Here is a 21,419-nt window from a genome sequence, read left to right on the forward strand (position 1 = left end):
AACGAGGCACCACATGACGGACCCCGTGACGCTGGACGGCGACGGCACGATCGGCGTATTCGACGAGAAGCGCGCCGAGAACGCCGTGCGCGAGCTGCTCATCGCGGTCGGGGAGGACCCGGACCGGGAGGGGCTGCTGGAGACGCCGGCGCGGGTGGCGCGGGCGTACAAGGAGATTCTGGCGGGGCTTCGGCAGACGCCGGAGGAGGTGCTGACCACCACGTTCGATCTCGGCCACGACGAGATGGTGCTGGTCAAGGACATCGAAATCGTCAGCCTGTGCGAGCACCATCTGCTGCCGTTCCACGGCGTGGCGCATGTCGGCTACATCCCGGCCGAGAACGGCAAGATCACTGGGCTGTCCAAGCTGGCCCGGCTGGTCGAGGTCTATGCCCGTCGCCCGCAGGTCCAGGAGCGCCTCACGACGCAGATCGCCGACTCGCTGATGCGGATCCTCGAAGCACGCGGCGCGATCGTGGTGGTCGAGGCGGAGCATATGTGCATGTCCGTGCGCGGTATCCGCAAGCCCGGGGCCAAGACGACCACCTCGGCGGTGCGCGGCCAGCTGCGGGACGCGTCCACCCGTGCCGAGGCGATGAGCCTGATAATGGCCCGCTGACGCGGCGCTTTGCCGGTCTCTCCCCACGGTGTCGGCTGTTCCGCCGTGGGGGCGTGTCGCCGTTGCGTGGGCCGGTCCGCTGCGCGGGGCTGTTCGGCAGCGGCGCCGGGCCTGCACGGCTCCGCCCTACGGCCCGGCGTCTCCCCGTTGGGGGTGGGGAAGGACGGTCGGTGGGGCCGGGGGCGTGTCAGACGGCGTGGCGGAATTCTGGTGCGGCGTGGTGCGGCTTGGCGCGGGGGCCCCGCTTGGGGTGGTGCGTCTTCTTCGGGGTGCTGGGGCTGTCGGCCCGCAGGTGGCCGCCCATCCATTCCAGCGCGGCCGGGATCTCGCGGCGCCAGGTGTTGAAGTTGTGGCCACCGCTGTCGAGGATGATCGACGCGACGCGGGAGGGCGATTTGGTCTGCTGGATGAAGCGCAGCGTCTGCTTGTAGTTGTGCTCGCCCACCTTGCTGCTGGTGACCAGCAGGTTCACCGGCGGGGCGGGGCGGTGGTTCTGGCGCCACAGGAGGTTGTTCTCCAGGGCCAGCCGGGGGTTGCCGGCGAAGAGGTCCCCGGTGGTGGCGTCGATGGGGGCCTTGTACTCGCCGGAGAGCGCGACGGCGGTGGAGAACGCGTTCGGGTGGCGCATGGTCATCTTCAGGGCGCAGTAGCCGCCGGTGGAGTCGCCGATGATCCCCCAGTTCTTGGCCGAGGTGCCGACGCGGTAATGCGAGGCGATGTTCGTGCGCAGGTCGCGGGTGAAGAAGGTCTCGGTCTGGGGGCCGCCGGGGATGTCGACGCACTCGGTGTCGCGGGGCGGGGCGACCGTTGGCCGCATCATCACCAGAATGGTCGGCTGCATTTTGTGGTGCTTGATCAGATTGTGCTCGGTCTGGGGGTAATCGAGCTTTTTGTAGAGGGCCTCGGCGGTGCCGGGGTAGCCGGTGAGGACGACGGCTGCCGGAAACTTCTTCTTCGCGTATTTCGCCTGGAAATACTGAGGCGGCAGATACACATATGCTGGGCTGCTGATCTCGGACTGCTCGCCGCGGACCAGGACCTTTTCGATCCGGCCGCCCTTCTTGGGGTGGGAGCCGCCCGGGATGCTGATCCGCTCCGCGCCGAGCATCTGGAGCTTGGTGCCGTTGGGGCCGGTCTGGTAATTCGTGACGACGCCCGGCGCCTGCTCCTGGCCGAAGAGGTCGGCCCACGAGGCGTAGAAACCGAAGGAATTGTTGGCTATGAGGCCAATGGCGGCGAAGAGAGATATCTGGGTGGCCAGGAGGAGACCGATACGGCCGAGTACGGAGCGCCAGTTCCCCTTGGACAGGCGCGGCCAGAGCCAGATGGTGACGACGAAAAGCGCTACCGCGACGAGGACGGCGAGCAGGAGCACTTTCTTGCTGGTGAGGCCCATTCGGTGCTTTCTGCCGGGCGGCCGGTCCAGCCGGACCGCTGGTGGAACCCCGAGCCCTGAAACGCCGTCATACAGGGCGCAAAAAGTCCAGATGCTGCGACAAGGTTCGCACGTTCTCTCGACCGGGGCGACGGGAAAGTGATGTCTGACAGGCTAGATGGCGAAAAGTCGGAGAAGGTTGCGTGGCGCTCGCCACGCTGGCTCCGCGGCCCGAGGCCCGAGAAGGTTCCCGGGTTCGTCGGAACAGCCGGCGCGGTCGTCGGGCTGCTGAATCTGACGGCCGGGGTCTTCCCCCGCTTCCGGCACAGCAAGATGCATGCCCTGGCCGAGGTGCTGCCGGGTGCGGTGAGCCAGCTGGCGGCCGCCGCGTCCATTGTCGTGGGCATCCTGCTGCTCCTGCTGGCCCACGGGCTCAAACGGCGTAAGCGGCGGGCCTGGGTGGCGTCCGTGGCGCTGCTCCCGGTGGGGCTCGCCGCTCAGCTCGTGTACCGCCACTCCGTTTTCGGAGCGGTGCTCTCGATGGCGTTGCTGGTGTTCCTGGTGTGGCACCGCAAGGAGTTCGCGGCCCTGCCCGACCCGCGCAGCCGCTGGAAGGCCGTCGCCAACTTCGTCGTCCTCGGCGGCGCCAGCTTCGGCATCGGCATGGTGATCGTCAGCTCCCACCCCCACAAGACCATCGGCTCGCCGTCCTTCTGGGACCGCACCCAGCACGTCCTGTGGGGCCTGTTCGGCTTCGAGGGACCCGTCGCCTACACCCAGGGCGTCGACTACACCGTCGGATACTCGCTGGGCGCCCTGGGCCTGCTGACCCTGGCCACCACCGCGTATCTCGCCTTCCGCCCCGAGCACCCCGTCGCCCGCCTCACCGACGAGGACGAGGCCCGGCTGCGTGAGCTGCTGGAGCGGCACGGCGCCCGCGACTCGCTGGGCTACTTCGCGCTGCGCCGCGACAAGGGCGCGGTCTTCTCCCCGACCGGCAAGGCCGCCGTCTGCTACCGGGTGATCTCGGGCGTGATGCTGGCCAGCGGCGATCCGATCGGCGATGTGGAGGCCTGGCCGGGCGCCATAGAACGCTTCATGGAGGAGGCGCGGGCGCACTCCTGGACGCCCGCGGTCACCGGCTGTAGCGAGACCGGCGGCCAGGTGTGGACGCGCGAGACCGGTATGGACGCGCTGGAGCTGGGCGACGAGGCGATCGTGGACGTCGCCGACTTCACCCTGAGCGGCCGTGCGATGCGCAACGTACGGCAGATGGTCAAGCGCATCGAGCGCAACGGGTACGAGACCCGGGTGCGGCGGGTGCGCGATCTGGAGCCCGAGGAGCTGGCCCGTATCCAGGCCGCCGCCGACTCCTGGCGCGACACCGACACCGAGCGCGGCTTCTCCATGGCGCTGGGCCGGATAGACGCGCAGACCGACGGCGACGCGGTGATCGCCACCGCGCATCTGCCGGTCCCCGAGGACGAGCAGCCCGGCCCGTACGGTGACCTCAAGGCGATGCAGCACTACGTGCCGTGGGGCGACAGCGGGATCTCCCTGGAGCTGATGCGCCGGGACCGCAGCGCGGACCCGGGGATGAACGAGCTGCTGATCGTCGCCGCGCTCCAGGCGGCGCCGGACCTGAAGATCGAGCAGGTGTCGCTGAACTTCGCGGTCTTCCGCTCCTCCCTGGAGCGCGGCGAAAAGCTTGGCGCCGGGCCCGTCATCCGGGTCTGGCGGGGCATGCTGATCTTCCTGTCGCGCTGGTACCAGATCGAATCGCTCTACAAGTTCAACGACAAGTTCCGGCCGCGTTGGGAGCCGCGCTTCGTGGTCTTCCGCAACAGCCGCGACATTCCCCGGATCGGTCTGGCGGCGCTCCAGGCCGAGGGCTATCTGGAGCTCGGCCTGCCGCGCGCACTGCGCCGTACGAAGGGCGCCGAGCCGCGTCCCTGTGCCCATACGGCGTCGCGGTCCCAGTCCTCGGAGGCGGTCGAGAGCGCCGCCTGAGGGCCCCTCGTCGCCCTGCGAACACCCCCCATCCGGCCGGTCGGCACACGGCCTACGCTGGTCTCATGAGTACCTTGCGTGGCCGGGTGGCCGGACTGCCGGACTGGGACCGCTGCGCGGTGATGGGCGTCGTCAATGTGACGCCCGATTCGTTCTCCGACGGCGGCGAGTGGTTCGACCCCGAGCTCGCCGTCAAACACGGGCTCGATCTGGTGGCGCAGGGCGCCGACCTGGTGGACGTGGGCGGCGAGTCGACCCGGCCGGGGGCGGCGCGGGTGGACGAGGCCGAGGAACTGCGCCGGGTGGTCCCCGTCGTACGGGAGCTGGCCGCGGCCGGCGCGGTGGTCTCCGTCGACACCATGCGGGCGTCCGTCGCCGAGCAGGCCGTGGCGGCCGGGGCGCAGCTGGTCAACGACGTCAGCGCGGGCGGCGCCGACCCGGCGATGATCCCGCTGGTGGCCGCGGCGCAGGTCCCGTTCGTGGTGATGCACTGGCGCGGCCAGTCGATCGACATGAACAACCGCGCGGTCTACGGGGACGTGGTGCGCGAGGTCGTCGACGAGCTGGGACGGTCCATGGAACGGGCGGTTTCCGGCGGCGTCGACCCGCAGCGGATCGTCATCGACCCGGGCCTGGGCTTCGCCAAGAACGCCGGGCACGATCTGGCGCTGGTCGCCGGGCTGTCCCGGTTGCGGGCGCTGGGGCGTCCCCTTCTGGTGGCCGCATCGAGGAAACGGTTCCTGGGCAGGGTGCTGGCGGGCGGCGAGGGAGCCGCCCCGCCGCCCGCCAGGGAGCGGGATGCCGCCACGGCCGCGGTGTCGGCGATCGTGGCGCGGGAAGGGGCCTGGGCGGTGCGGGTGCACGAGGTGCGGGCGAGCGCGGACGCGGTGCGGGTGGCCCGCGCGGTCGAGGCCGCGGCGGCGGGGACGAGCAGGACGACGGAACAGACGACGGGAGCGGTGTGAGCGGCTTGGGCCCACAAACGGACATCGAGCTGGTCGAGCAGGCGAACACCACCCTGTACGAGACCATCGAGCGCGGCGATCACGAGGCGCTGTCCGAGCTGTGGCTCGACGGTCAGGTGAGCGTGGTGCACCCGGGGTGGCCGGTCCTGCGCGGACGCGGCGAGGTGCTGCGCTCGTACGCCCTGATCATGGCGAATACCGAGTACATCCAGTTCTTTCTGACGGATGTGGAGATCGACGTCATCGGCGACACCGCGCTGGTGACCTGCACCGAGAACATCCTCAGCGGGGGCCCGGCCGAGGCCGGGGAGACGGTGGGGCCGCTGATCGGCCAGCTGGTCGTGGCCACGAACGTCTTCAAGCGCACCGAGGACGGCTGGCGGCTGTGGTCGCACCACGGGTCGCCGGTGCTGGCCGACCGCGAGGAGGACGAGGACGAGGAAGACGGCGACGGGGATGGGGACGGCAACGGTCCGACCGCCGGGATCTGAGCGCGGCTCCCACGCCGGGCAGGGCCGGAATCCGGGGCCCGTCGGGTACGTCAGCGGGGCGGCCCAAGGGCACCCGTTCGAGCCAAGTGCGGGCCGGGTAGGGGTGGGGCGTGGGCAAAGGGGTAAGACGTCGCGCGGATGACCTCTCGCGGCCCGCCTAGCAGCAGGACGGGGACTTGTCCATAGCCCCCTTGGGCGAGCGCTGTCGGTGCTCGCAGGTAGATTCGAGTGTGGAGCGGTGTGCCGGATGACTCCGGAGCCTGCCCGTTTTCGATGATCGGTGGCGCCGGCGGTGCCAGTGGACCAGTGGGAGTGATTCGCGTGGATCGTGTCGCGCTGCGTGGGCTCAAGGCCCGAGGACACCACGGGGTGTTTCCCCGGGAGCGCGAGGAAGGCCAGACCTTCATCGTCGACCTGGTGCTCGGCCTGGACACCCGTGCCGCCGCGGCGTCCGACGACCTCGCGAAGACCGTGCACTACGGCGTCGTGGCCGAAGAGGTGGTGGCCGCCGTGGAAGGCGAGCCGGTCGACCTCATCGAGACCCTCGCGGAGCGGATCGCCGACCAGTGCCTCAAGCATGAGGGGGTCAAGGAGGTGGAGGTGGTGGTGCACAAGCCGGATGCCCCGATCACCGTCCCCTTCGACGACGTGACCATCACCATCACCCGGAGTGCCGTATGAACACCAGCAGCGACCCGACCGTACAGCCGGTGCCCGCCTCCGTCGTGGAGCAGGTGGACGCCGCCGATGTGACGCTGTCCAACCCCAAACGCGCCGTGATCTCCCTCGGCAGCAATCTCGGCAACCGCCTGGAGACCCTCCAGGGCGCCATCGACGCACTGGAGGACACCCCCGGCCTGCGGGTCAAGGCGGTCTCCCCGGTGTACGAGACCGAGCCGTGGGGCGTCGACCCCGGCTCCCAGCCGGCGTACTTCAACGCCGTGGTGCTGATCAAGACGACGTTGCCGCCGGAATCCCTCCTGGAGCGCGGACACGCCATCGAGGAAGCCTTCGAACGGGTGCGCGACGAGCGCTGGGGTCCGCGCACGATCGACGTCGACATCCTGGCCTACCAGGACGTCGTCTCCGAGGACCCGCGGCTGACGCTGCCGCATCCGCGCGCCCACGAGCGCGCGTTCGTGCTGGTGCCGTGGCATGACGTGGACCCGCAGGCGCAGGTCCCCGGGTACGGCGCGGTCGCCGAACTGCTCGCCTCGCTCGGCCACCAGGGCGTGCGGCCGCGGGCCGACCTGGAACTGCGGCTGCCCGAGTAGTCGTTAGGGTGACGGGGCGGGCGCATACGGCAGCGGCCCGCTGCGGGGCGAGGCGTGGATGGCGCCTCCGTATGGCATGGATCCCTGCGCAACGGACACGACGGCCATGACGGCGGAGGGGCGAGGCTCGGTGAAGCAGCTACGCATCAAGGTGCTGGTCGGGCTGTTCTTGGCGGCCGGGGTGCTGGCCTGGGGCGGCGCCCGCCTGTGGGACTCCTTCGGCACGCTGCCGAGCGTGCCGAAGGCGGCGCCGGTCGTGCTGGCGCTGATCGCCGCCGTCCTGGCCGCCACGGCCTTCTCCCTGCGCTCGCGGCTGCGCGCCCAGCGTGAGCGGCAGCCGGACGCCAAAGGCGTCGACCCCCTGGTGGCCGCCCGTGCGGTGGTCTTCGGGCAGGCCAGCGCGCTGGTGGCGGCGCTGGTCGCCGGGCTCTACGGCGGGGTCGGCGTCTTTCTGCTGACCTCGGGCCTGGATGTCGCGCCGCGCCGGGAGCAGGCGATCTACGCGGGGCTCTCGGTCCTGGCGGGGGCGGCCGTGGTCGTCGCCGCGCTCTTCCTGGAGCGGGTGTGCAAGCTCCCCGAGGGCGACGACGATCACGACCAGCCGGGAGCGTCGCGGGCCTGACGGGCCTGACGGGCCTGACGCGGCCCGGCGCGGTCAGGCGTCGGGGACGGTATCGAGGCTGACCTTCCCGCGCGGGACGTTCGCGGCGTCCGCCGTCGTGGAGCGGCGCAGCGCCGCGTGCAGCCGGGCCGGCGTCAGAACGCCCAGGAAGCCGTCGCCGTCCCGGACGGCGATCCAGCCGGCGTCGTGCTGGAGCATCGCACTGAGGGCCTGCCGCAGCGGCGCGCCGAGCGGCAGGTGGGCGGCCATCGGCCGGGCGCGGTCGCGGACGGTGGGGCCGCCGGAGCCCTCGGCGAGCGCGTCGGCCGCGACCCAGCCGTGGACGGACCCGTCGGCGTCCAGGACGACGGCCCAGGGGGCATCGTCGGCGGACAGCCGGTCGGCGGCGCGGCCGACGGGGTCGTCGAGGCGCACCACCGGCGGGTGTTCGAGATCGCCGGTCTCCACGGGGGTGACGGACAGCCGCTTGAGCCCGCGGTCCGCACCGACGAACTCGGCGGTGTACTCGGTGGCGGGGGCGCCCAGGACCGTCGCCGGGGTGTCGAGTTGCTCGATGCGCCCCGCCCCGTAGACCGCGATCCGGTCGCCGAGCCGGACGGCCTCCTCGATGTCGTGGGTGACGAACAGGACGGTCTTGTGGAGCGTGGACTGCAGCCGCAGGAACTCGTTCTGGAGGTGCTCGCGCACGACCGGGTCGACGGCGCCGAAGGGCTCGTCCATCAGGAGCACGGGCGGGTCGGCGGCCAGGGCGCGGGCGACGCCGACGCGCTGGCGCTGGCCGCCGGAGAGCTGGTCGGGGTAGCGGTCGCCGTACGTGGACGGGTCCAGGCCGACCAGGTCGAGGAGTTCGGCGGCGCGGGCGCGGGCCTGTTTGCGCGGCTTGCCCAGCAGATGCGGGACGGTGGCGGTGTTGTCCAGGACGGTCTTGTGGGGGAAGAGGCCCACCTGCTGGATGACGTAGCCGATGCGGCGGCGCAGGGCGACGGGGTCGACGGTGGCGATGTCCTCGCCGTCGAGCAGGATGCGGCCGTCGGTGGGCTCGATGAGCCGGTTCACCATCTTCATCGTCGTCGTCTTGCCGCAGCCCGACGGCCCGACGAGCGTGATGAGTTCACCCTCGGCGACCTCGAAGGAGAGGTCGTCGACGGCGGTGGTGCCGTCCGGGTAGCGCTTGGTGACGTGCTCGAAGCGGATCATGCTTTCCCCTGGGTGGACGGTCCCATTGTGGACCGGCGGTCGTGAACACGGTGTTGCGGATCAATGGCGATACGGGCCCGGAAAGGACATGCGCCGGACCGATTGTCAGTGGTGGGGGTTAGGGTCGCAGACAGTCACCGTAATCAAGCAGCGACCGGGGCGGGGGAGGTGACGACGGGTGGGGGCACCGACGGCCATGGCGGCCACCGACAACTGCCTGACGGCCAACGACTGGATCTGCGGGGAGTATCTGCGCACCCGCAGCCAGGAATTGGTGGACGCGACGCTCCAGCACATCGGCATCACGGCCGTCTCCGTGCTCCTGGGGCTGCTGATCGCCTTTCCGCTGGCGCTGATCGCCCGGCACCGGCGGGGCGCGGCCGGGCCGATCCTGGGGCTGACGACGGTGCTCTACACCGTGCCGTCGCTGGCCATGTTCGCGCTGCTGACACCGGTCTTCGGGGTCTCGCCCGCGGTGGTGATCACGGGATTGGTGCTGTACGCACTGACGATCCTGGTCCGCAATGTCCTCGCCGGTCTGCAGGCGGTGCCCGCCGAGGTGCGCGAGGCCGCCCGGGGGATGGGCTACGGCCCCGCCCGGCTGCTGTTCGAGGTGGAACTCCCGCTCGCGCTGCCCGCCGTGGTGGCCGGACTGCGCATCGCCACGGTCTCCACGGTCGCGATGACGACCATCGGCTCGGTGGTCGGCTACGGCGGTCTGGGCAACCTCATAGCCAGCGGTATGGAGGGGTACTTCAAGGCGGAGGTGCTGACGGCGTCGGTGCTGTGTGTGCTGCTGGCGCTGGTGGCCGACGTCCTGCTGATGGGGCTTCAGCGGCTGCTGACGCCCTGGACGCGGACGGGAAAGAAGCGGACGAGGGTCGGGGCGGCGCGGCGCGCGGTGCGTACGGTGCGGGCGGGGGCTGAGTGATGGGGCCGGTCGCGGGGGCGTGGCAGTGGCTGACGACGGGGGCCAACTGGGCCGGGGAGAAGGGGGTGTGGCACCGCCTGGGCGAGCATCTGTGGCTCAGCGGGCTGTGCCTGGTCCTCTCGTGCCTGATAGCCCTGCCGGTCGCCCTGTGGCTGGGGCATCTGGGCAAGGGCGGGGCGCTGGCGGTCAATGTCTCCAACATCGGGCGGGCGGTGCCGACCTATGCGGTCCTGGTGCTGCTGACGCTCAGCCCGCTGGGCACGGCGGGGGACTGGCCGACCGTCATCGCGCTGGTGCTCTTCGCGGTGCCGCCGCTGCTGACCAACGCCTATCTGGGAATGCACGAGGCCGACCGCGATGCGGTCGAGGCCGCCCGGGGCATGGGGATGTCCGGGCCGCAGCTGCTGCTGAGGGTCGAGATACCGCTCGCCTATCCGCTGCTCATGACGGGCATCCGCTCGGCCGCCGTCCAGGTCGTGGCGACGGCGACGCTGGCCGCGCTGGCGGGCGGCGGGGGCCTGGGCCGGATCATCACCGCGGGCTTCGGCAACTACAACACCGCCCAGGTGGTCGCCGGCGCGCTGCTGGTGGCCGTACTGGCGCTGCTGGTGGAGGGGCTGCTGGTGCTGGCGGACCGGGCCTTCGATCCGATGCGGGGGCGACGGCGTGCGGGCCGTACGGCCCGGCGCGCGGGGAACGCGGCGCTTTCGCCTGCCCACAAGCCCTTCGCTCCCGCCTCTCCCGGCGTCATCCGCTCCGATCCGACGTCTTCCGAACCCATCCGAACGGACTGAATGGTGAATTCCATGAGCAGCAAGTCGCGCGGGGTACGTACCGCGGTTGTCGCAGGGACCGCGGTCGCACTGATGGCCGGGCTGGCCGCATGCCAGGGGCAGAGCCTGGAGGACAAGGGCGGTAAGAACAACGGCGGCGGGAAGGGGGAGATCGTCGTCGGCTCCGCGGGTTTCACCGAGTCCAAGGTGCTCGCCGAGATGTATTCCAAGATCCTCAATGCCGCCGGATACTCCGCGCGGGTTCAGACGCTGTCCAATCGCGAGCTGTATGAACCGGCCCTGGAGAAGGGCCAGATCGATGTCGTTCCGGAATATGCCTCCACCCTTGCCGAATTCCTCAACGCCAAGAAGAACGGCGTCAAGGCGAAGCCCGTCGCCTCCAGCGACATCGACAAGACCGTGGCGGCACTCAAGAAGCTCGCCGGCCCCTACGGGCTCAAGGTGCTGCCGTCCGGTCCGGCCACCGATCAGAACGCCTTCGCGGTCACCAAGGAATTCGCCGCGAAGCACAAGCTGAAGACGCTCTCGGACCTCGGCCGTTCGGGACAGAAGATCACCCTCGCCTCCGGGGAGGAGTGCGAGACCAGGGTGTTCTGCAAGCCGGGCCTGGAGTCCCGGTACGGCATCCACATCGCCGGCCTGGACCCCAAGGGTGTGGGGACCCCGCAGGCCAAGCAGGCGGTCAAGGACGGCACCGACCAGATGGTGCTCACCACCACCACGGATGCCACGCTCGACAACTTCGGACTGGTGCTCCTCCAGGACGACAAGAAGCTCCAGAACGCCGACAATGTGCTGCCGGTGGTGAATGCCAAGAGCGCCGGCGACAAGGAGATCGCGGCGGCTCTCGGCAAGCTCACGAGTACGCTCACCACCCGGGATCTGATCAACTTGAACAGCAAAGTTGATGCCCAGCGGCTCAAGCCGGAGGATGTCGCGCAGGCATATTTGGAGTCCAAGGGACTGCTCAAGAAGTAACCAGCGAGAAACGGATTGGCGGGCGGGGCCCCATAGGTCCCGCACGCACGGTAAGTTTCTGGCCATGCCACGAGGACGCCACCGCCATTCCCCACCCCTCCACCGGCTGCTTCCTCCGTCGACGGTCGCCGGTGTATCGATAGCGTGTGCCACCGGAGCGTGGTTCGTCGGCGACGATCTGGTGCAACGGGTCCTTGCCGCGGGCGCGGCCGCCGCCGCAATCGGCGGCGCCGTCATGATGCGGGCCTGGGACCGTAAGGCCGGCCGGAAGGTCGCCGAACTCACCCGCGCCCGAGTGCGCGACGAGTGGCGCACCGAGGAGCGGATAGCCGAGCTCGAAACGGATGTCGAGGAGTCCCGCGAGATCCGTTCCGCACTGGAGACGAAATTGCGCGCCAAGCGCGCCGAATTGGCCCGGCTGCGCAGCGAACACGCCGAACTGCTGCGCCGTTACGCCACCGCGGAGACCGAGCGCGCCAGCGCCCTGGAGGGGCGGCGGCTGCTCGCCATCGAGGCGTCGGCCCCGGCCAAGGCCCTGCCGGTGCCCTCCGGGCTCCGCAAGCCGCAGCCGGCCACCGCGGCCCCGGCCCGCGCCTCCGCCCCGTCCTCGTCTCCGGACGGCGCCCCCGCCGAGTCTTCGGACCGCCCCACCGCCGCTCCGGACCGCGACGCCGCGTCCCCGGCGCGCGCCCACACCCGTGCCGCGGTCCCCGCTCCCGCCCTCTACGCCCAGGCCGACCGGGCGCTGCGCCGGCTGGCCCGCAGCGCCGCCCGCCAGCGCGACGCCGCGCAGGGCGCCGAGAGCCGCCGCGAGGCCGCCCAGGACGGCGAGGGCCGGGACAAGCACCGAGCGGCCACCACGCCCGCCCTGCGCCCCGTCCCGGCCGCCGCCGCTGCCGTGCCCCCGCCCCGCCCCACGGTGTCCCGCACCCAGGGCGGCTTCGACTTCTTCGGCAATGCGACCCCGGAGCAGCCCCGCCAGCTGACCGCGCCCCTGGAAGAGGACCTCGCGGACGTCGTCGGCGACGAGGCGGTGGCCGAGCAGTCCGCCCGCGCCCAGGAGGCACGGACCGCGGGCGAAGCCGAGAACGCGGAGGAGGCCGACCGTACGGCCCCCGGAAGCGCGGCCCCTGACGGTGCGACGACCGGCGGCGTGGGCGAGGTCATCGACCTGACGGCGCACGACGAGACCGAGCAGCTCGACATGGTGGAGCTGCGCACCGCGCTCTCGTAAGCCGCCCGGCGCCCGCGCGGCACCGCGGCCCGCGAGGCCGACCCGCGCGCCCCCGGCGCCGACCCTCCGGAATCGGCCGTACCGCGTAAGCAATGCGACATATGCGCCGACACGGGTGACGTTCCGGCGCCGCCCACGTTCCGTTGCGGGCCCCCGAGTGGCAGGATGCGGCTCCCTTCACCACCGGTGCCCCGACGCCGACGGCGGCCCTCGCCGCCGATGGCGCGGGGCACCCTGCGGACGGAGCGTCGATGAAGCTTTTCGCGGGCACTGCGGTCCGGCGCGGGGGAGCGGGCGCCGCCCTGACGGCGGCCGCGGCGGCCCTCGCCGTCGCCCTCCCCGCCCCCGTCGCCCAGGCCGCGAGTGCCGCGCCCGGGATCCAGGCGAAGGGCGCCTACCTCCAGGACGGCGGCTCCGGCCGCTCACTGTGGAGCAGGTCCGCCGACACCCCACGCGAGATGGCCAGCACCACCAAGGTCATGACGGCCGTCGTGGTCCTGGAGGCCGGCGGGCTGAACCTGAACCGGAAGATCACCGTCAAACGGGCCTATCGCGACTACGTCGCCCGCCACGGCGCGAGCACCGCCGATCTGCGCACCGGCGACAAGCTGACGGTCCGTCAGCTGCTGTACGGGATGCTGCTGCCCTCCGGCTGCGACGCCTCGTACGCGCTCGCCGACACCTTCGGCACGGGCCGCACCATGGCCCAGCGCACCCAGAGCTTCATCGCCCGGATGAACGCCCGGGCCAGGACGCTGGGCCTGGCCCGTACTCACTACGACTCCTTCGACGGCATCGCCCACGGCCGCACCTACACCAGCCCCCGCGACCTGGTCCGGCTCGCCCGGCACGCGCTGCGTCACCCCCTCTTCGCCGCCATCGTCAAGACGGCCCGCACCCGGCAGCAGGCGGCGAACGTCCACCGCACCTACACCTGGTACAACACCAACCGCCTGCTCGGCTCCTACCGGGGTGCCATCGGCATCAAGACCGGCACCGCCCGCCGCGCGGGCGACTGCCTGGTCTTCGCCGCCCAACGGGGCGGGCGCACAGTCGTGGGCGCCGTCCTCAACGACCCCTACCGCTTCCGGGACGCGGCACGGATGCTCGACTACGCCTTCCGCCGCCGCTGACGCCGTCCACAGGCGGGGGACGGCCCGCGCCCCCGCCCCGCGCCCCCGCCCCGCGCCTCCGCCCCGCGCCTCCGCCCGAGGCCCCCTACGTGTCGCCTACTTGTCGATGTCGCCGACCACGAAGAACATCGACCCCAGGATCGCCACCATGTCCGCCACCAGCGTGCCCGGCAGCAGCTCCGTCAGCGCCTGGATGTTGTTGTACGACGCCGAGCGCAGCTTGAGGCGGTAGGGCGTCTTGTCGCCCTTGGAGACGAGGTAGTAGCCGTTGATGCCGAGCGGGTTCTCGGTCCAGGCGTACGTGGCGCCCTCCGGGGCCTTGAGCACCTTGGGCAGCCGCTGGTTGATCGGACCCGGCGCCAGCTCGGCCAGGCGGTCCAGGCACGCATCGGCCAGATCCAGCGAGTTGTGGCTCTGCTCCAGCAGGCACTCGAAACGGGCCAGGCAGTCGCCCTCCTGGCGCGTGACGACCTTCAGGACAGAGCCCAGCTCCCCGTACGCGAGATACGGCTCGTCGCGCCGCAGGTCGAAGTCGACACCGGAGGCACGGGCGATCGGCCCGGAGACGCCGTAGGAGTGCACCGTCTCGGGCGTGAGCCGGCCCACGCCACGGGTGCGGCCGCGGAAGATCTCGTTGCCCAGGACCAGATTGTCGAAGACGTCCATACGGGAGCGGACATCGGCGACGGCCTGCCGGGCGCGGCCCAGCCAGCCGGCCGGCAGATCCTCCTTGAGGCCGCCGACCCGGTTGAACATGTAGTGCATCCGGCCGCCGGAGATCTCCTCCATGACCTCCTGGAGCTCCTCGCGCTCCCGGAACGCGTAGAAGACCGGCGTGATGCCGCCCAGCTCCAGCGGATAGGACCCCAGGAACATCAGATGGTTCAGGACGCGGTTCAGCTCGGCCAGGAGGGTACGGGTCCACACCGCCCGCTCCGGCACCTCCATCCCCAGCATCCGCTCGACGGCCATCACCACGCCCAGCTCGTTGGAGAACGCCGACAGCCAGTCGTGGCGGTTGGCGAGCATGATGATCTGGCGGTAGTCGCGCGCCTCGAAGAGCTTCTCGGCGCCGCGGTGCATATAGCCGATCACCGGCTCGGCGTGCTGGATGCGCTCGCCGTCCAGCACCAGGCGCAGCCGCAGCACGCCGTGCGTGGAGGGATGCTGCGGGCCGATGTTCAGCACCATGTCGGTGCTCTCCGCCGCGCCGCCGATGCCGACCGTCGTCTCCGTCATGGCACCAGTCTCGCAGGGCACCCGCCCGGCACCCGCCCTGACCCTGGTCCGTCCCACCCCTCGGCCTTATTCGTCCCACTCCGTGAGCAGTCGAGTGCACGCCCCGCCCACCGGCTCCAGCAGCCACCCGAACGCACCCAGCCCCGCCGGATCCGTCAGCTCCGCCGCCGCACCGGCCGCCCCCAGGGCCCGCACATACCCGGCCGGATCGGCCGAGGCCAGGGACAACGGGGGCCGCCGGCCGGCCACGCCCAGGGCCCGCAGCGCCGCGCGCTGGGTCAGCCGCCGCGCCGACGGCCCCCCGCACGCATCCAGCGCCACATGCGCCGTCAGATCACAGCTGCCGTCCGGCACCGGCCGCACCTCCCGCCCCTCGCGGAACCCGGTCAGCGTCCCGAACGGCGGCCGGCCCTCCTCCTGGTGCGCATAGTCCACGGCGACCGCGAGCCCGCTCCGCAACGTGCGCACCGCCCGCGCCCAGGCCGCATCCCGCGGCCGACCGACCTCCGCCCGCGCCCCCGGACCCGCCCCCGCCACCGGCCACCACCGCGCCAGCCACGCCGCATCCGCCCCCGCCACCGGCGCACCCAGCCGCTCCGCACCGTCGGCCCGCACGAGCACCCGCCGCGGCACGCCGTCCTCATCCGTCTCGACGACCTCCAGCGGCACGTTGTCCAGCCACTCGTTCGCGAACAGCAGCCCGCTCAGCGAACCCTCCGGCGGCAGCTCCGCGCCCCACACGATCCGCCGATCCAGCCCCTCGGGACGCCCGGCGAGCTCCACCGCATACGGACACACCCGCGCGGCCACCTCCTCCGGCAGCGCCCCCAGCACCCCCGTCAGCAGCTCACCGCGGCCCGCGCCCACATCGACCAGCGCCAGCTCCGACGGATGCCCCAACGCGGCGTCCACCCGGCACAGCAGCCCGGCCACGGCACCGGCGTACAGCGGCGAGACATGCACGGACGTACGGAAATGACCGGCCGGGCCCGCACCGCCGGGACGCGTATAGAAACCGTCCGGACCGTACAGCGCCCGCTCCATCGCATCCCGCCAGCCCTGCCACTCGTTCGTCACCCGCCCACGGTACGGCCCGCCCGGCAGGGACCCGGGGGCCGATCCGGGCGCCGCCCCCGGGGCCACGCACCGGCGCAGACGGTCTCCACCTTGGGGAGTACGCCCGGCGCACAGGATCGCTCCTCCGGTTGACTCATACACGTATCCACCCTGCCTACGCTGGGTTACGTGCAGCGCCTCTACGACTTCCTCCGCAGGCACCCGACGGGAGTGGACACCTTCTGGGCCGTCCTCCTCCTCGGGTTCAGCAGCCTGTGGATCGCGGCCAGCTTCCACGGCGTCCGGGGGATCATCGCCGCGGTCCTCACGGTCGGCCTCTGCCTCGTCGTCGCGCTGCGCCGCAAGGCCCCCGTCAAGATGCTGCTGCTGACCGCGGCCATCGGCGTCGCCCAGCTGATCTTCGGCATCGAGGCCAACATCCCCAACTTCGCGATGTTCGCGATCACTTACACCGTCGCCTCCGCCCCCACCACCGCCCGCTGGGCCTCCCGATGCGCCCTCGCCGGCGCCCTCCTGGGCCCCGCCCTCTCCGTCTGGCGCTTCTCGACCTACCCCGCCGGCGCGCCGCCCTGGCAAGGAATCGTCTTCACCGGACTGCTCACCGTCCCCTTCGTCCTGGCCTGGGTCCTCGGCGACTCCATGCGCACCCGCCGCGCCTACTGGGCCCAGCTGGAGGAGAAGGCCACCCGCCTGGAAAAGGAACGCGAAGCGCAGTCCCGCATCGCCGTCGCCGCCGAACGCGCCCGCATCGCCCGCGAACTGCACGACGTCGTCGCCCACAACGTCTCCGTCATGGTCGTCCAGGCCGACGGCGCCGCCTACGTCCTCGACGCCGCCCCGGAACAGACCCGCCAGGCCCTGGAGACGATCTCCGGCACGGGACGCCAGGCACTGGCCGAAATGCGCCGCCTGCTCGGCGTACTGCGCACCGGCGAGCAGGCCGAAAGCGGCGAATACGTCCCCCAGCCCGGCGTCGACCAGCTCGCCGACCTCATCGACCAGGTACGCGGCGCCGGACTGCCCGTCGACTTCCGGGTGGAGGGCGAGGTCCGCCCGCTGCCCAGCAGCATCGAACTGACCGCCTACCGCATCGTCCAGGAAGCGCTCACCAACACCCGCAAACACGGCGGCCCCGACGCCGCGGCCACCGTCCGTCTCGCCTACCGGGACAACGACCTCGACCTGCTCATCGAGGACGACGGCCGCGGCGCCCAGCACGAGCTCTACGAGGACGGCGGAGCGGACGGCCTCGGCCACGGCCTGATCGGCATGCGCGAACGGGTCGGCATGGTGGGCGGCAGCCTGACCGCGGGGCCGCGGCCGGGAGGCGGGTTCCGGATCAGCGCGGTGCTGCCGTTGAAGGCGGAGAGGTGAGGGGTCCGACGCCCCCGGCCCGACCCGCCCCGGCCCGACCCGCCCCGATGCCCCGGCCCGAATCCGTACCCTGTAGCCCCACCGTTGAAGGGATCTCCCCGCCATGTCCATCCGTGTGATGCTCGTCGACGACCAGGTGCTGCTGCGCACCGGATTCCGGATGGTGCTCGCCGCGCAACCCGACATGGAGGTCGTCGCGGAGGCGGGCGACGGGCGGGAGGCCCTGGAGGTGCTGCGCTCGACCAAGGTCGACGTGATCCTCATGGACGTCCGGATGCCGCATATGGACGGGGTGGAGGCGACCCGGCAGATCTGCGCGGGCGGACAGCAGGAGGGCGCGCCGCAGCCCCCGAAGGTCCTCATCCTGACCACCTTCGACCTCGACGAATACGCCTTCTCCGCGCTGAAGGCCGGGGCCAGCGGCTTCATGCTCAAGGACGTGCCGCCCGGCGAACTGCTCGCCGCGATCCGGGCGGTGGAGAGCGGCGACGCGGTCGTCGCGCCGTCCACCACCCGCCGCCTTCTCGACCGCTTCACGCCGATGCTGCCCGCCGTGTCCGCCGGCCCGGCCCGGCCCGAGCTGGAACGGCTGACGGAGCGCGAGCGGGAGGTGCTGCTGCTGGTCGCGCAGGGCCTCTCGAACGGCGAGATCGCGGCGCGTCTGGTGCTGTCGGAGGCCACCGTCAAAACGCATGTGGGCCGGATCCTGACGAAGCTGAGCCTGCGCGACCGGGTGCAGGCGGTGGTCCTCGCGTACGAGACGGGGCTGGTACGGGCCGGGGGCAACGGGGTGGCGTAGCGGCGGGGTGGCGTAACGGGCTACGGCTCTCCCCGGGCCCGCCCGCTCAGCGCAGCACGCCCTCCAGGAAGTCGCTGCCCAGCCGGGCCACCACCTGGAGGTCCAGCTGGTGCAGCACATACCGGCCACGGCGCCGGGTCTGGAGCAGTCCCGCCTTCTTGAGCGTGGCGATATGGCGGGAGACCTCGGGCGCGCTGATGCCGTTCGCCGCGGCCAACTCGCCCGTGGTGTGGGCGGTACGCGCCAGAGCGCGGCAGATCCGGATCCGCATCGGGTGGGCCAGCGCCGCCAGCCGGCCCTCCAGCAGCTCCACCGAGGGCGGGTTGGACATCTCGGGCGCCGCGGCGGGGTAGACGATCACCGGTCGCCAGCCGGGCGCGTGCAGCGACAACAGATGGGGCCAGCCGAAGGTCGACGGTATGAACGTCACGCCCGCGCCGACCGCCGGGTCCACCGCCGTGGTACGCCCATGGGCCATCTTGTCCACGACGATGCGGGACCGCTCCTCGTCCAGTGACACCGCGGGCGACACCTCCGCCAGCGCCTCGGCCAGCCCCTTGCGGCGCAGCACCTCGGTCTTGTGCCGGGCGTCGGCGGCCAGCTGCATCCGCACGCGCTGCCAGACGTCTGCGAAGAATGCCTGCTCACAGTCCTCGAACAGGCGGCGGATCCAGGCGCGTACGGCGGGCGGGTCGGCGAGCAGCCGCCGGGCGAAATCCGCCTGCCGCGGGCCACGGGCGGTGGCCCGCGCCAGCGCCTGCTCCCGGGCGCGGGCGTCGACCAGCGGTGAGGGGCCGCCCTCGCAGTAGGTGCTGGAGCAGGAGATCTCCAACGCGGCGGCCACATACCGCTCGTCCGCCAGCCGGTCCAGCAGGTCCAGGTCCTCCGCGAGCGTGGTGCCGGGCTGCCCGGCACGTTCCGGGAGCGCGGCGAACGCGGCGGTGATGTCGGAGAACGTCGACCCCCACAGGAAGACCGCTTCGTGCAGCCGGTCGGCGAGGTCGGGCTTGAGGGCGGCGGTGGTGGCGGTGGTCCAGCCGTGCAGCCCCGGGTGGTGGGCGGGTTCGGCGAGGGTGTGCAGGGCGAAGCCCAGCTCCGACAGCGGGGACGGGGTGAAGACGATGCGCTCGTCGGGCAGCCCCGCGATGTCGATCCACACACTCATGAACCTGCCCCCGTTCCCTTCAGGCGCCGACTGCGCTCCTGCCTTCATGGTCCATCATGCGTGCGCCCCGACCTGCGGCGACGTCGATTGACTGCTCCCGTCAATCGACGGGCCCCGGAGGGTGGCATGGGCGCAGGCTGACTGCCATGAACGCATCCCAGCAGCACCTGCTCGACACGTACCGCGCCGCCCAGCGAGGCGAGGCGGCCCCCATCCTGCCGGGCGCCGGCACCGTCAGCACCGCCCGGGAAATCCAGGGGTGGCTGCGCTTCCGGACCGTCGTCACGGCGCCGACCGACCGACTCCCGGGCCGCGTGGCCCGCGCCGTACGCCGGTCGGCGGCGGCTTTGGGCCTCGTCCAGGAGGCGCCCGCGCGGTGCCGCTAAGGGGCAGGGGTCAGGCGGCCGGGAACTCCCCGCCCTTGATCGCGGTGATGAAGGAGGACCAGTCGGCGGCGGGGAAGACGAGCGCGGGGCCGTGCGGGTCTTTGCTGTCACGTACGGGGACGAGGTCGGGGATACCGGGGGCTATTTCGATGCAGTTGCCGCCGTCGCGGTCGCTGTAGCTGCTCTTCATCCAGGTGAGCGCCACTTCGATGCAGTTGCCGCCGTTGGCGCCGCTGTAGCTGCTCTTCTTCCACGTTGCCGCACTCAGATCGTGCACGCGCATGATCCCCGTACCCTTCCATCAAGTCGCTGATCAGAGCGGCAGAGTCGCGAGCTGACAGAGCGTCCGCCCGGAGCACATCATAGGTCCGGCTGTGCCGCGCGTAGACGGCTGGATCGTCGTTGAAATGACCCTGGTCCAGCGACTCCGAATACACCCACTCGTGCCCGTCGGGCAGCTTGATCAGCGACATGGACGTGTCGGGGCGGTCGAGTTCGGGACGGTCCGCCGGGACGACCTGGACCCGGATGTTGGGATGCCGCCCCACGGTCAGCAGGTGCGCGCACAGGTCGCGCATCACGGCTGCACTCCCCACCACATTGCGCAGGCAGCTCTCGTCCAGCACAGCCAGGTATAGGGGACCGTCCTGGTCAAGGAACCGTTGCTGCCGACTCAGTCGCGCTCTGACGCGTTGCTCTACCTCCTCGACGCTCGCGAGGCGGCGGGCGAACAGCGCCTGCGCATAGTCCGCTGTCTGCAACAGGCCTGGCATGACCTGAGCCTGATACTCCCGCAAGGCGACGGCCTCGGCGTCCATCTCCGCCCGCCGCTCGAACCAATCCGGATGCTCGACCTCCGGATACCAGTCGATCCGCCCCCACAACCGCAGCAACACCCCACCCGTACCGAGCAGTTCGTCACACGCCTTGGCAAAGGTGTCCTGTGGTACGCGGGCGCCCGCCTCGACGCGCGCCACATGCGACCGGTCGCACGGAACCTTGCGCGCCAAGGCTTCCTGGGTGAGGCCCGCCGCCTCCCGGTGATGCTTCAGCACCTCGCCGAACACGGCGGCCGTGGTGGCCGCCGATCCCCCCGTGGCATTGCGTCGGTTCACGGCATCCCTTCGTGACAGTTGGCAATTGTCACGCGCTCAGCGTTGTGACCGAACCTCTCACTGAGCAACGATGAACACACCCAGAGTAAGGGGCTGTTGGGCCGATTTCGGCCTGTTTTCGCATGCCCGGTGAGAGCGCGGCCGCGCACAAAACCCCCGCGACGTTGGTGGACGTCCGGGGGCGTGGCCATCAACCCAGAGTGGGGATCGACAACATGCACCACGTTATCCGGCTCTTCGAGTCGCTGCTACGGATTTGGCTGCCCGCGACCGGGCGTCATCGGCCTGTCTGCGTGCCGCTCGCCGCGAGCTGCGCGGATGCGCCGAGGCCGACGCGGCGGCGGCGCGGGCCCGTGCCGCACACGGAGCTGCTGCGGGGCGAGGACTCGCCCCTCGTGCGCCCGTATGTCCCCGCGATGCGCGACATGGTGGTGGCGGACTGATGGGACGTATGGACGGTGCCGTCCATCTGCCGGAACCGGCGCGGGAGCCCGAGCCGGTTGCCGGATGCGACGTGTGCGGGGCCCTGGACCGGCAGCGCTTGGGTGCGTACGCCGTCGGGGACAGGTCGAGGGCGACCGACTGCAACGTCGAGATCCGGCGCCATCCGCACCGCGCGGCGACGGGGGAGCGGTGAGGGA

Annotated in this window: 24 protein-coding genes; 17 read left to right on the forward strand and 7 right to left on the reverse strand. The window is 71.5% G+C overall.

Features of this window, described 5'->3' with window-relative positions:
- Window positions 1-13 precede the first annotated feature (13 nt).
- Window positions 14-619: a GTP cyclohydrolase I FolE gene (gene folE / locus B1H19_RS23455; RefSeq protein WP_083106757.1), complete on the forward strand. Its 606-nt coding sequence runs from the start codon at window positions 14-16 to the stop codon at window positions 617-619.
- Between the two features lie 187 nt (window positions 620-806).
- Here folE and B1H19_RS23460 read toward each other — a convergent pair whose 3' ends face one another.
- Window positions 807-2,015 (reverse strand): alpha/beta hydrolase, encoded by a 1,209-nt coding sequence (locus B1H19_RS23460; RefSeq protein WP_083106758.1) that lies wholly within the window; start codon window positions 2,013-2,015, stop codon window positions 807-809.
- A gap of 141 nt (window positions 2,016-2,156) precedes the next feature.
- On the opposite strand from B1H19_RS23460, the gene B1H19_RS23465 reads away from it, so the two are divergent.
- The 6 genes from B1H19_RS23465 to B1H19_RS23490 all read left to right on the forward strand — a co-directional run bounded on the left by B1H19_RS23465 (window position 2,157) and on the right by B1H19_RS23490 (window position 7,356).
- Complete coding sequence (locus B1H19_RS23465) at window positions 2,157-4,004, forward strand: phosphatidylglycerol lysyltransferase domain-containing protein (protein WP_083106759.1); 1,848 nt, start codon at window positions 2,157-2,159, stop codon at window positions 4,002-4,004.
- 65 nt (window positions 4,005-4,069) lie between these two features.
- The gene (folP, locus tag B1H19_RS23470; RefSeq protein ID WP_203237209.1) at window positions 4,070-4,969 is read left to right on the forward strand and encodes a dihydropteroate synthase; all 900 of its coding nucleotides are present in this window, start codon (window positions 4,070-4,072) and stop codon (window positions 4,967-4,969) included.
- 5 nt (window positions 4,970-4,974) lie between these two features.
- Entirely contained in the window at window positions 4,975-5,460 is a 486-nt protein-coding gene (locus B1H19_RS23475) for a nuclear transport factor 2 family protein (RefSeq protein ID WP_083109822.1), read from the forward strand.
- Window positions 5,461-5,781: 321 nt separating this feature from the next.
- On the forward strand, window positions 5,782-6,141 hold the full coding sequence (gene folB / locus B1H19_RS23480; RefSeq protein ID WP_083106761.1) for a dihydroneopterin aldolase: 360 nt from the start codon (window positions 5,782-5,784) through the stop codon (window positions 6,139-6,141).
- Window positions 6,138-6,734: a 2-amino-4-hydroxy-6-hydroxymethyldihydropteridine diphosphokinase gene (folK, locus tag B1H19_RS23485; protein WP_083106762.1), complete on the forward strand. Its 597-nt coding sequence runs from the start codon at window positions 6,138-6,140 to the stop codon at window positions 6,732-6,734. The genes folB and folK overlap by 4 nt, the downstream gene beginning before the upstream one ends.
- 130 nt (window positions 6,735-6,864) lie before the next feature.
- On the forward strand, window positions 6,865-7,356 hold the full coding sequence (locus B1H19_RS23490; protein ID WP_083109823.1) for a DUF3180 domain-containing protein: 492 nt from the start codon (window positions 6,865-6,867) through the stop codon (window positions 7,354-7,356).
- Between the two features lie 33 nt (window positions 7,357-7,389).
- Here B1H19_RS23490 and B1H19_RS23495 read toward each other — a convergent pair whose 3' ends face one another.
- Window positions 7,390-8,553, reverse strand: coding sequence for an ABC transporter ATP-binding protein (locus B1H19_RS23495; protein ID WP_083106763.1), 1,164 nt, complete (start codon window positions 8,551-8,553; stop codon window positions 7,390-7,392).
- A gap of 196 nt (window positions 8,554-8,749) precedes the next feature.
- Here B1H19_RS23495 and B1H19_RS23500 point away from each other — a divergent pair, with 196 nt between their 5' ends.
- The 5 genes from B1H19_RS23500 (at window position 8,750) to B1H19_RS23520 (ending at window position 13,623) form a co-directional block, all read left to right on the forward strand.
- Window positions 8,750-9,484, forward strand: coding sequence for an ABC transporter permease (locus B1H19_RS23500; RefSeq protein ID WP_083106764.1), 735 nt, complete (start codon window positions 8,750-8,752; stop codon window positions 9,482-9,484).
- The gene (locus tag B1H19_RS23505; RefSeq protein ID WP_083106765.1) at window positions 9,484-10,278 is read left to right on the forward strand and encodes an ABC transporter permease; all 795 of its coding nucleotides are present in this window, start codon (window positions 9,484-9,486) and stop codon (window positions 10,276-10,278) included. The genes B1H19_RS23500 and B1H19_RS23505 overlap by 1 nt, the downstream gene beginning before the upstream one ends.
- Window positions 10,279-10,290: 12 nt before the next feature.
- Complete coding sequence (locus B1H19_RS23510; protein ID WP_237289487.1) at window positions 10,291-11,256, forward strand: ABC transporter substrate-binding protein; 966 nt, start codon at window positions 10,291-10,293, stop codon at window positions 11,254-11,256.
- Window positions 11,257-11,320: 64 nt separating this feature from the next.
- Window positions 11,321-12,490 carry a coiled-coil domain-containing protein gene (locus tag B1H19_RS23515; RefSeq protein ID WP_203237210.1) on the forward strand — a complete coding sequence of 390 codons (1,170 nt, stop codon included), beginning with the start codon at window positions 11,321-11,323 and terminating at the stop codon, window positions 12,488-12,490.
- A gap of 251 nt (window positions 12,491-12,741) precedes the next feature.
- Window positions 12,742-13,623: a D-alanyl-D-alanine carboxypeptidase family protein gene (locus B1H19_RS23520; RefSeq protein WP_083106767.1), complete on the forward strand. Its 882-nt coding sequence runs from the start codon at window positions 12,742-12,744 to the stop codon at window positions 13,621-13,623.
- 96 nt (window positions 13,624-13,719) lie between these two features.
- Here B1H19_RS23520 and B1H19_RS23525 read toward each other — a convergent pair whose 3' ends face one another.
- Window positions 13,720-14,862: an NADH-quinone oxidoreductase subunit D gene (locus B1H19_RS23525; RefSeq protein WP_083106768.1), complete on the reverse strand. Its 1,143-nt coding sequence runs from the start codon at window positions 14,860-14,862 to the stop codon at window positions 13,720-13,722.
- 66 nt (window positions 14,863-14,928) lie between these two features.
- The gene (locus B1H19_RS23530; RefSeq protein WP_083106769.1) at window positions 14,929-15,939 is read right to left on the reverse strand and encodes an SAM-dependent methyltransferase; all 1,011 of its coding nucleotides are present in this window, start codon (window positions 15,937-15,939) and stop codon (window positions 14,929-14,931) included.
- 168 nt (window positions 15,940-16,107) lie between these two features.
- On the opposite strand from B1H19_RS23530, the gene B1H19_RS23535 reads away from it, so the two are divergent.
- Window positions 16,108-17,313, forward strand: coding sequence for a sensor histidine kinase (locus tag B1H19_RS23535; protein ID WP_083106770.1), 1,206 nt, complete (start codon window positions 16,108-16,110; stop codon window positions 17,311-17,313).
- Between the two features lie 103 nt (window positions 17,314-17,416).
- On the forward strand, window positions 17,417-18,112 hold the full coding sequence (locus tag B1H19_RS23540) for a response regulator (RefSeq protein ID WP_083106771.1): 696 nt from the start codon (window positions 17,417-17,419) through the stop codon (window positions 18,110-18,112).
- Window positions 18,113-18,158: 46 nt separating this feature from the next.
- Here B1H19_RS23540 and B1H19_RS23545 read toward each other — a convergent pair whose 3' ends face one another.
- A complete protein-coding gene (locus B1H19_RS23545) occupies window positions 18,159-19,277 on the reverse strand; it encodes a DUF5937 family protein (protein WP_083106772.1) in 1,119 nt (372 codons plus the stop codon).
- A gap of 146 nt (window positions 19,278-19,423) precedes the next feature.
- Between B1H19_RS23545 and B1H19_RS23550 the strand changes: the two genes are divergently transcribed.
- Window positions 19,424-19,663 carry a hypothetical protein gene (locus B1H19_RS23550; protein ID WP_083106773.1) on the forward strand — a complete coding sequence of 80 codons (240 nt, stop codon included), beginning with the start codon at window positions 19,424-19,426 and terminating at the stop codon, window positions 19,661-19,663.
- A 10-nt stretch (window positions 19,664-19,673) separates the two neighbouring features.
- Here B1H19_RS23550 and B1H19_RS39955 read toward each other — a convergent pair whose 3' ends face one another.
- Both B1H19_RS39955 and B1H19_RS23560 read right to left on the reverse strand, forming a co-directional pair.
- Complete coding sequence (locus B1H19_RS39955; RefSeq protein ID WP_083106774.1) at window positions 19,674-19,853, reverse strand: DUF397 domain-containing protein; 180 nt, start codon at window positions 19,851-19,853, stop codon at window positions 19,674-19,676.
- Window positions 19,771-20,778: a helix-turn-helix domain-containing protein gene (locus tag B1H19_RS23560; RefSeq protein WP_203237211.1), complete on the reverse strand. Its 1,008-nt coding sequence runs from the start codon at window positions 20,776-20,778 to the stop codon at window positions 19,771-19,773. Before B1H19_RS23560 ends, B1H19_RS39955 begins: the two co-directional genes overlap by 83 nt.
- 215 nt (window positions 20,779-20,993) lie before the next feature.
- Between B1H19_RS23560 and B1H19_RS23565 the strand changes: the two genes are divergently transcribed.
- On the forward strand, window positions 20,994-21,221 hold the full coding sequence (locus B1H19_RS23565) for a hypothetical protein (protein ID WP_159028120.1): 228 nt from the start codon (window positions 20,994-20,996) through the stop codon (window positions 21,219-21,221).
- Window positions 21,221-21,415 carry a hypothetical protein gene (locus tag B1H19_RS23570; RefSeq protein WP_083106777.1) on the forward strand — a complete coding sequence of 65 codons (195 nt, stop codon included), beginning with the start codon at window positions 21,221-21,223 and terminating at the stop codon, window positions 21,413-21,415. Before B1H19_RS23565 ends, B1H19_RS23570 begins: the two co-directional genes overlap by 1 nt.
- Window positions 21,416-21,419: the final 4 nt, after the last annotated feature.

This window comes from Streptomyces gilvosporeus (assembly GCF_002082195.1).
GTDB classification, from domain to species: domain Bacteria; phylum Actinomycetota; class Actinomycetes; order Streptomycetales; family Streptomycetaceae; genus Streptomyces; species Streptomyces gilvosporeus.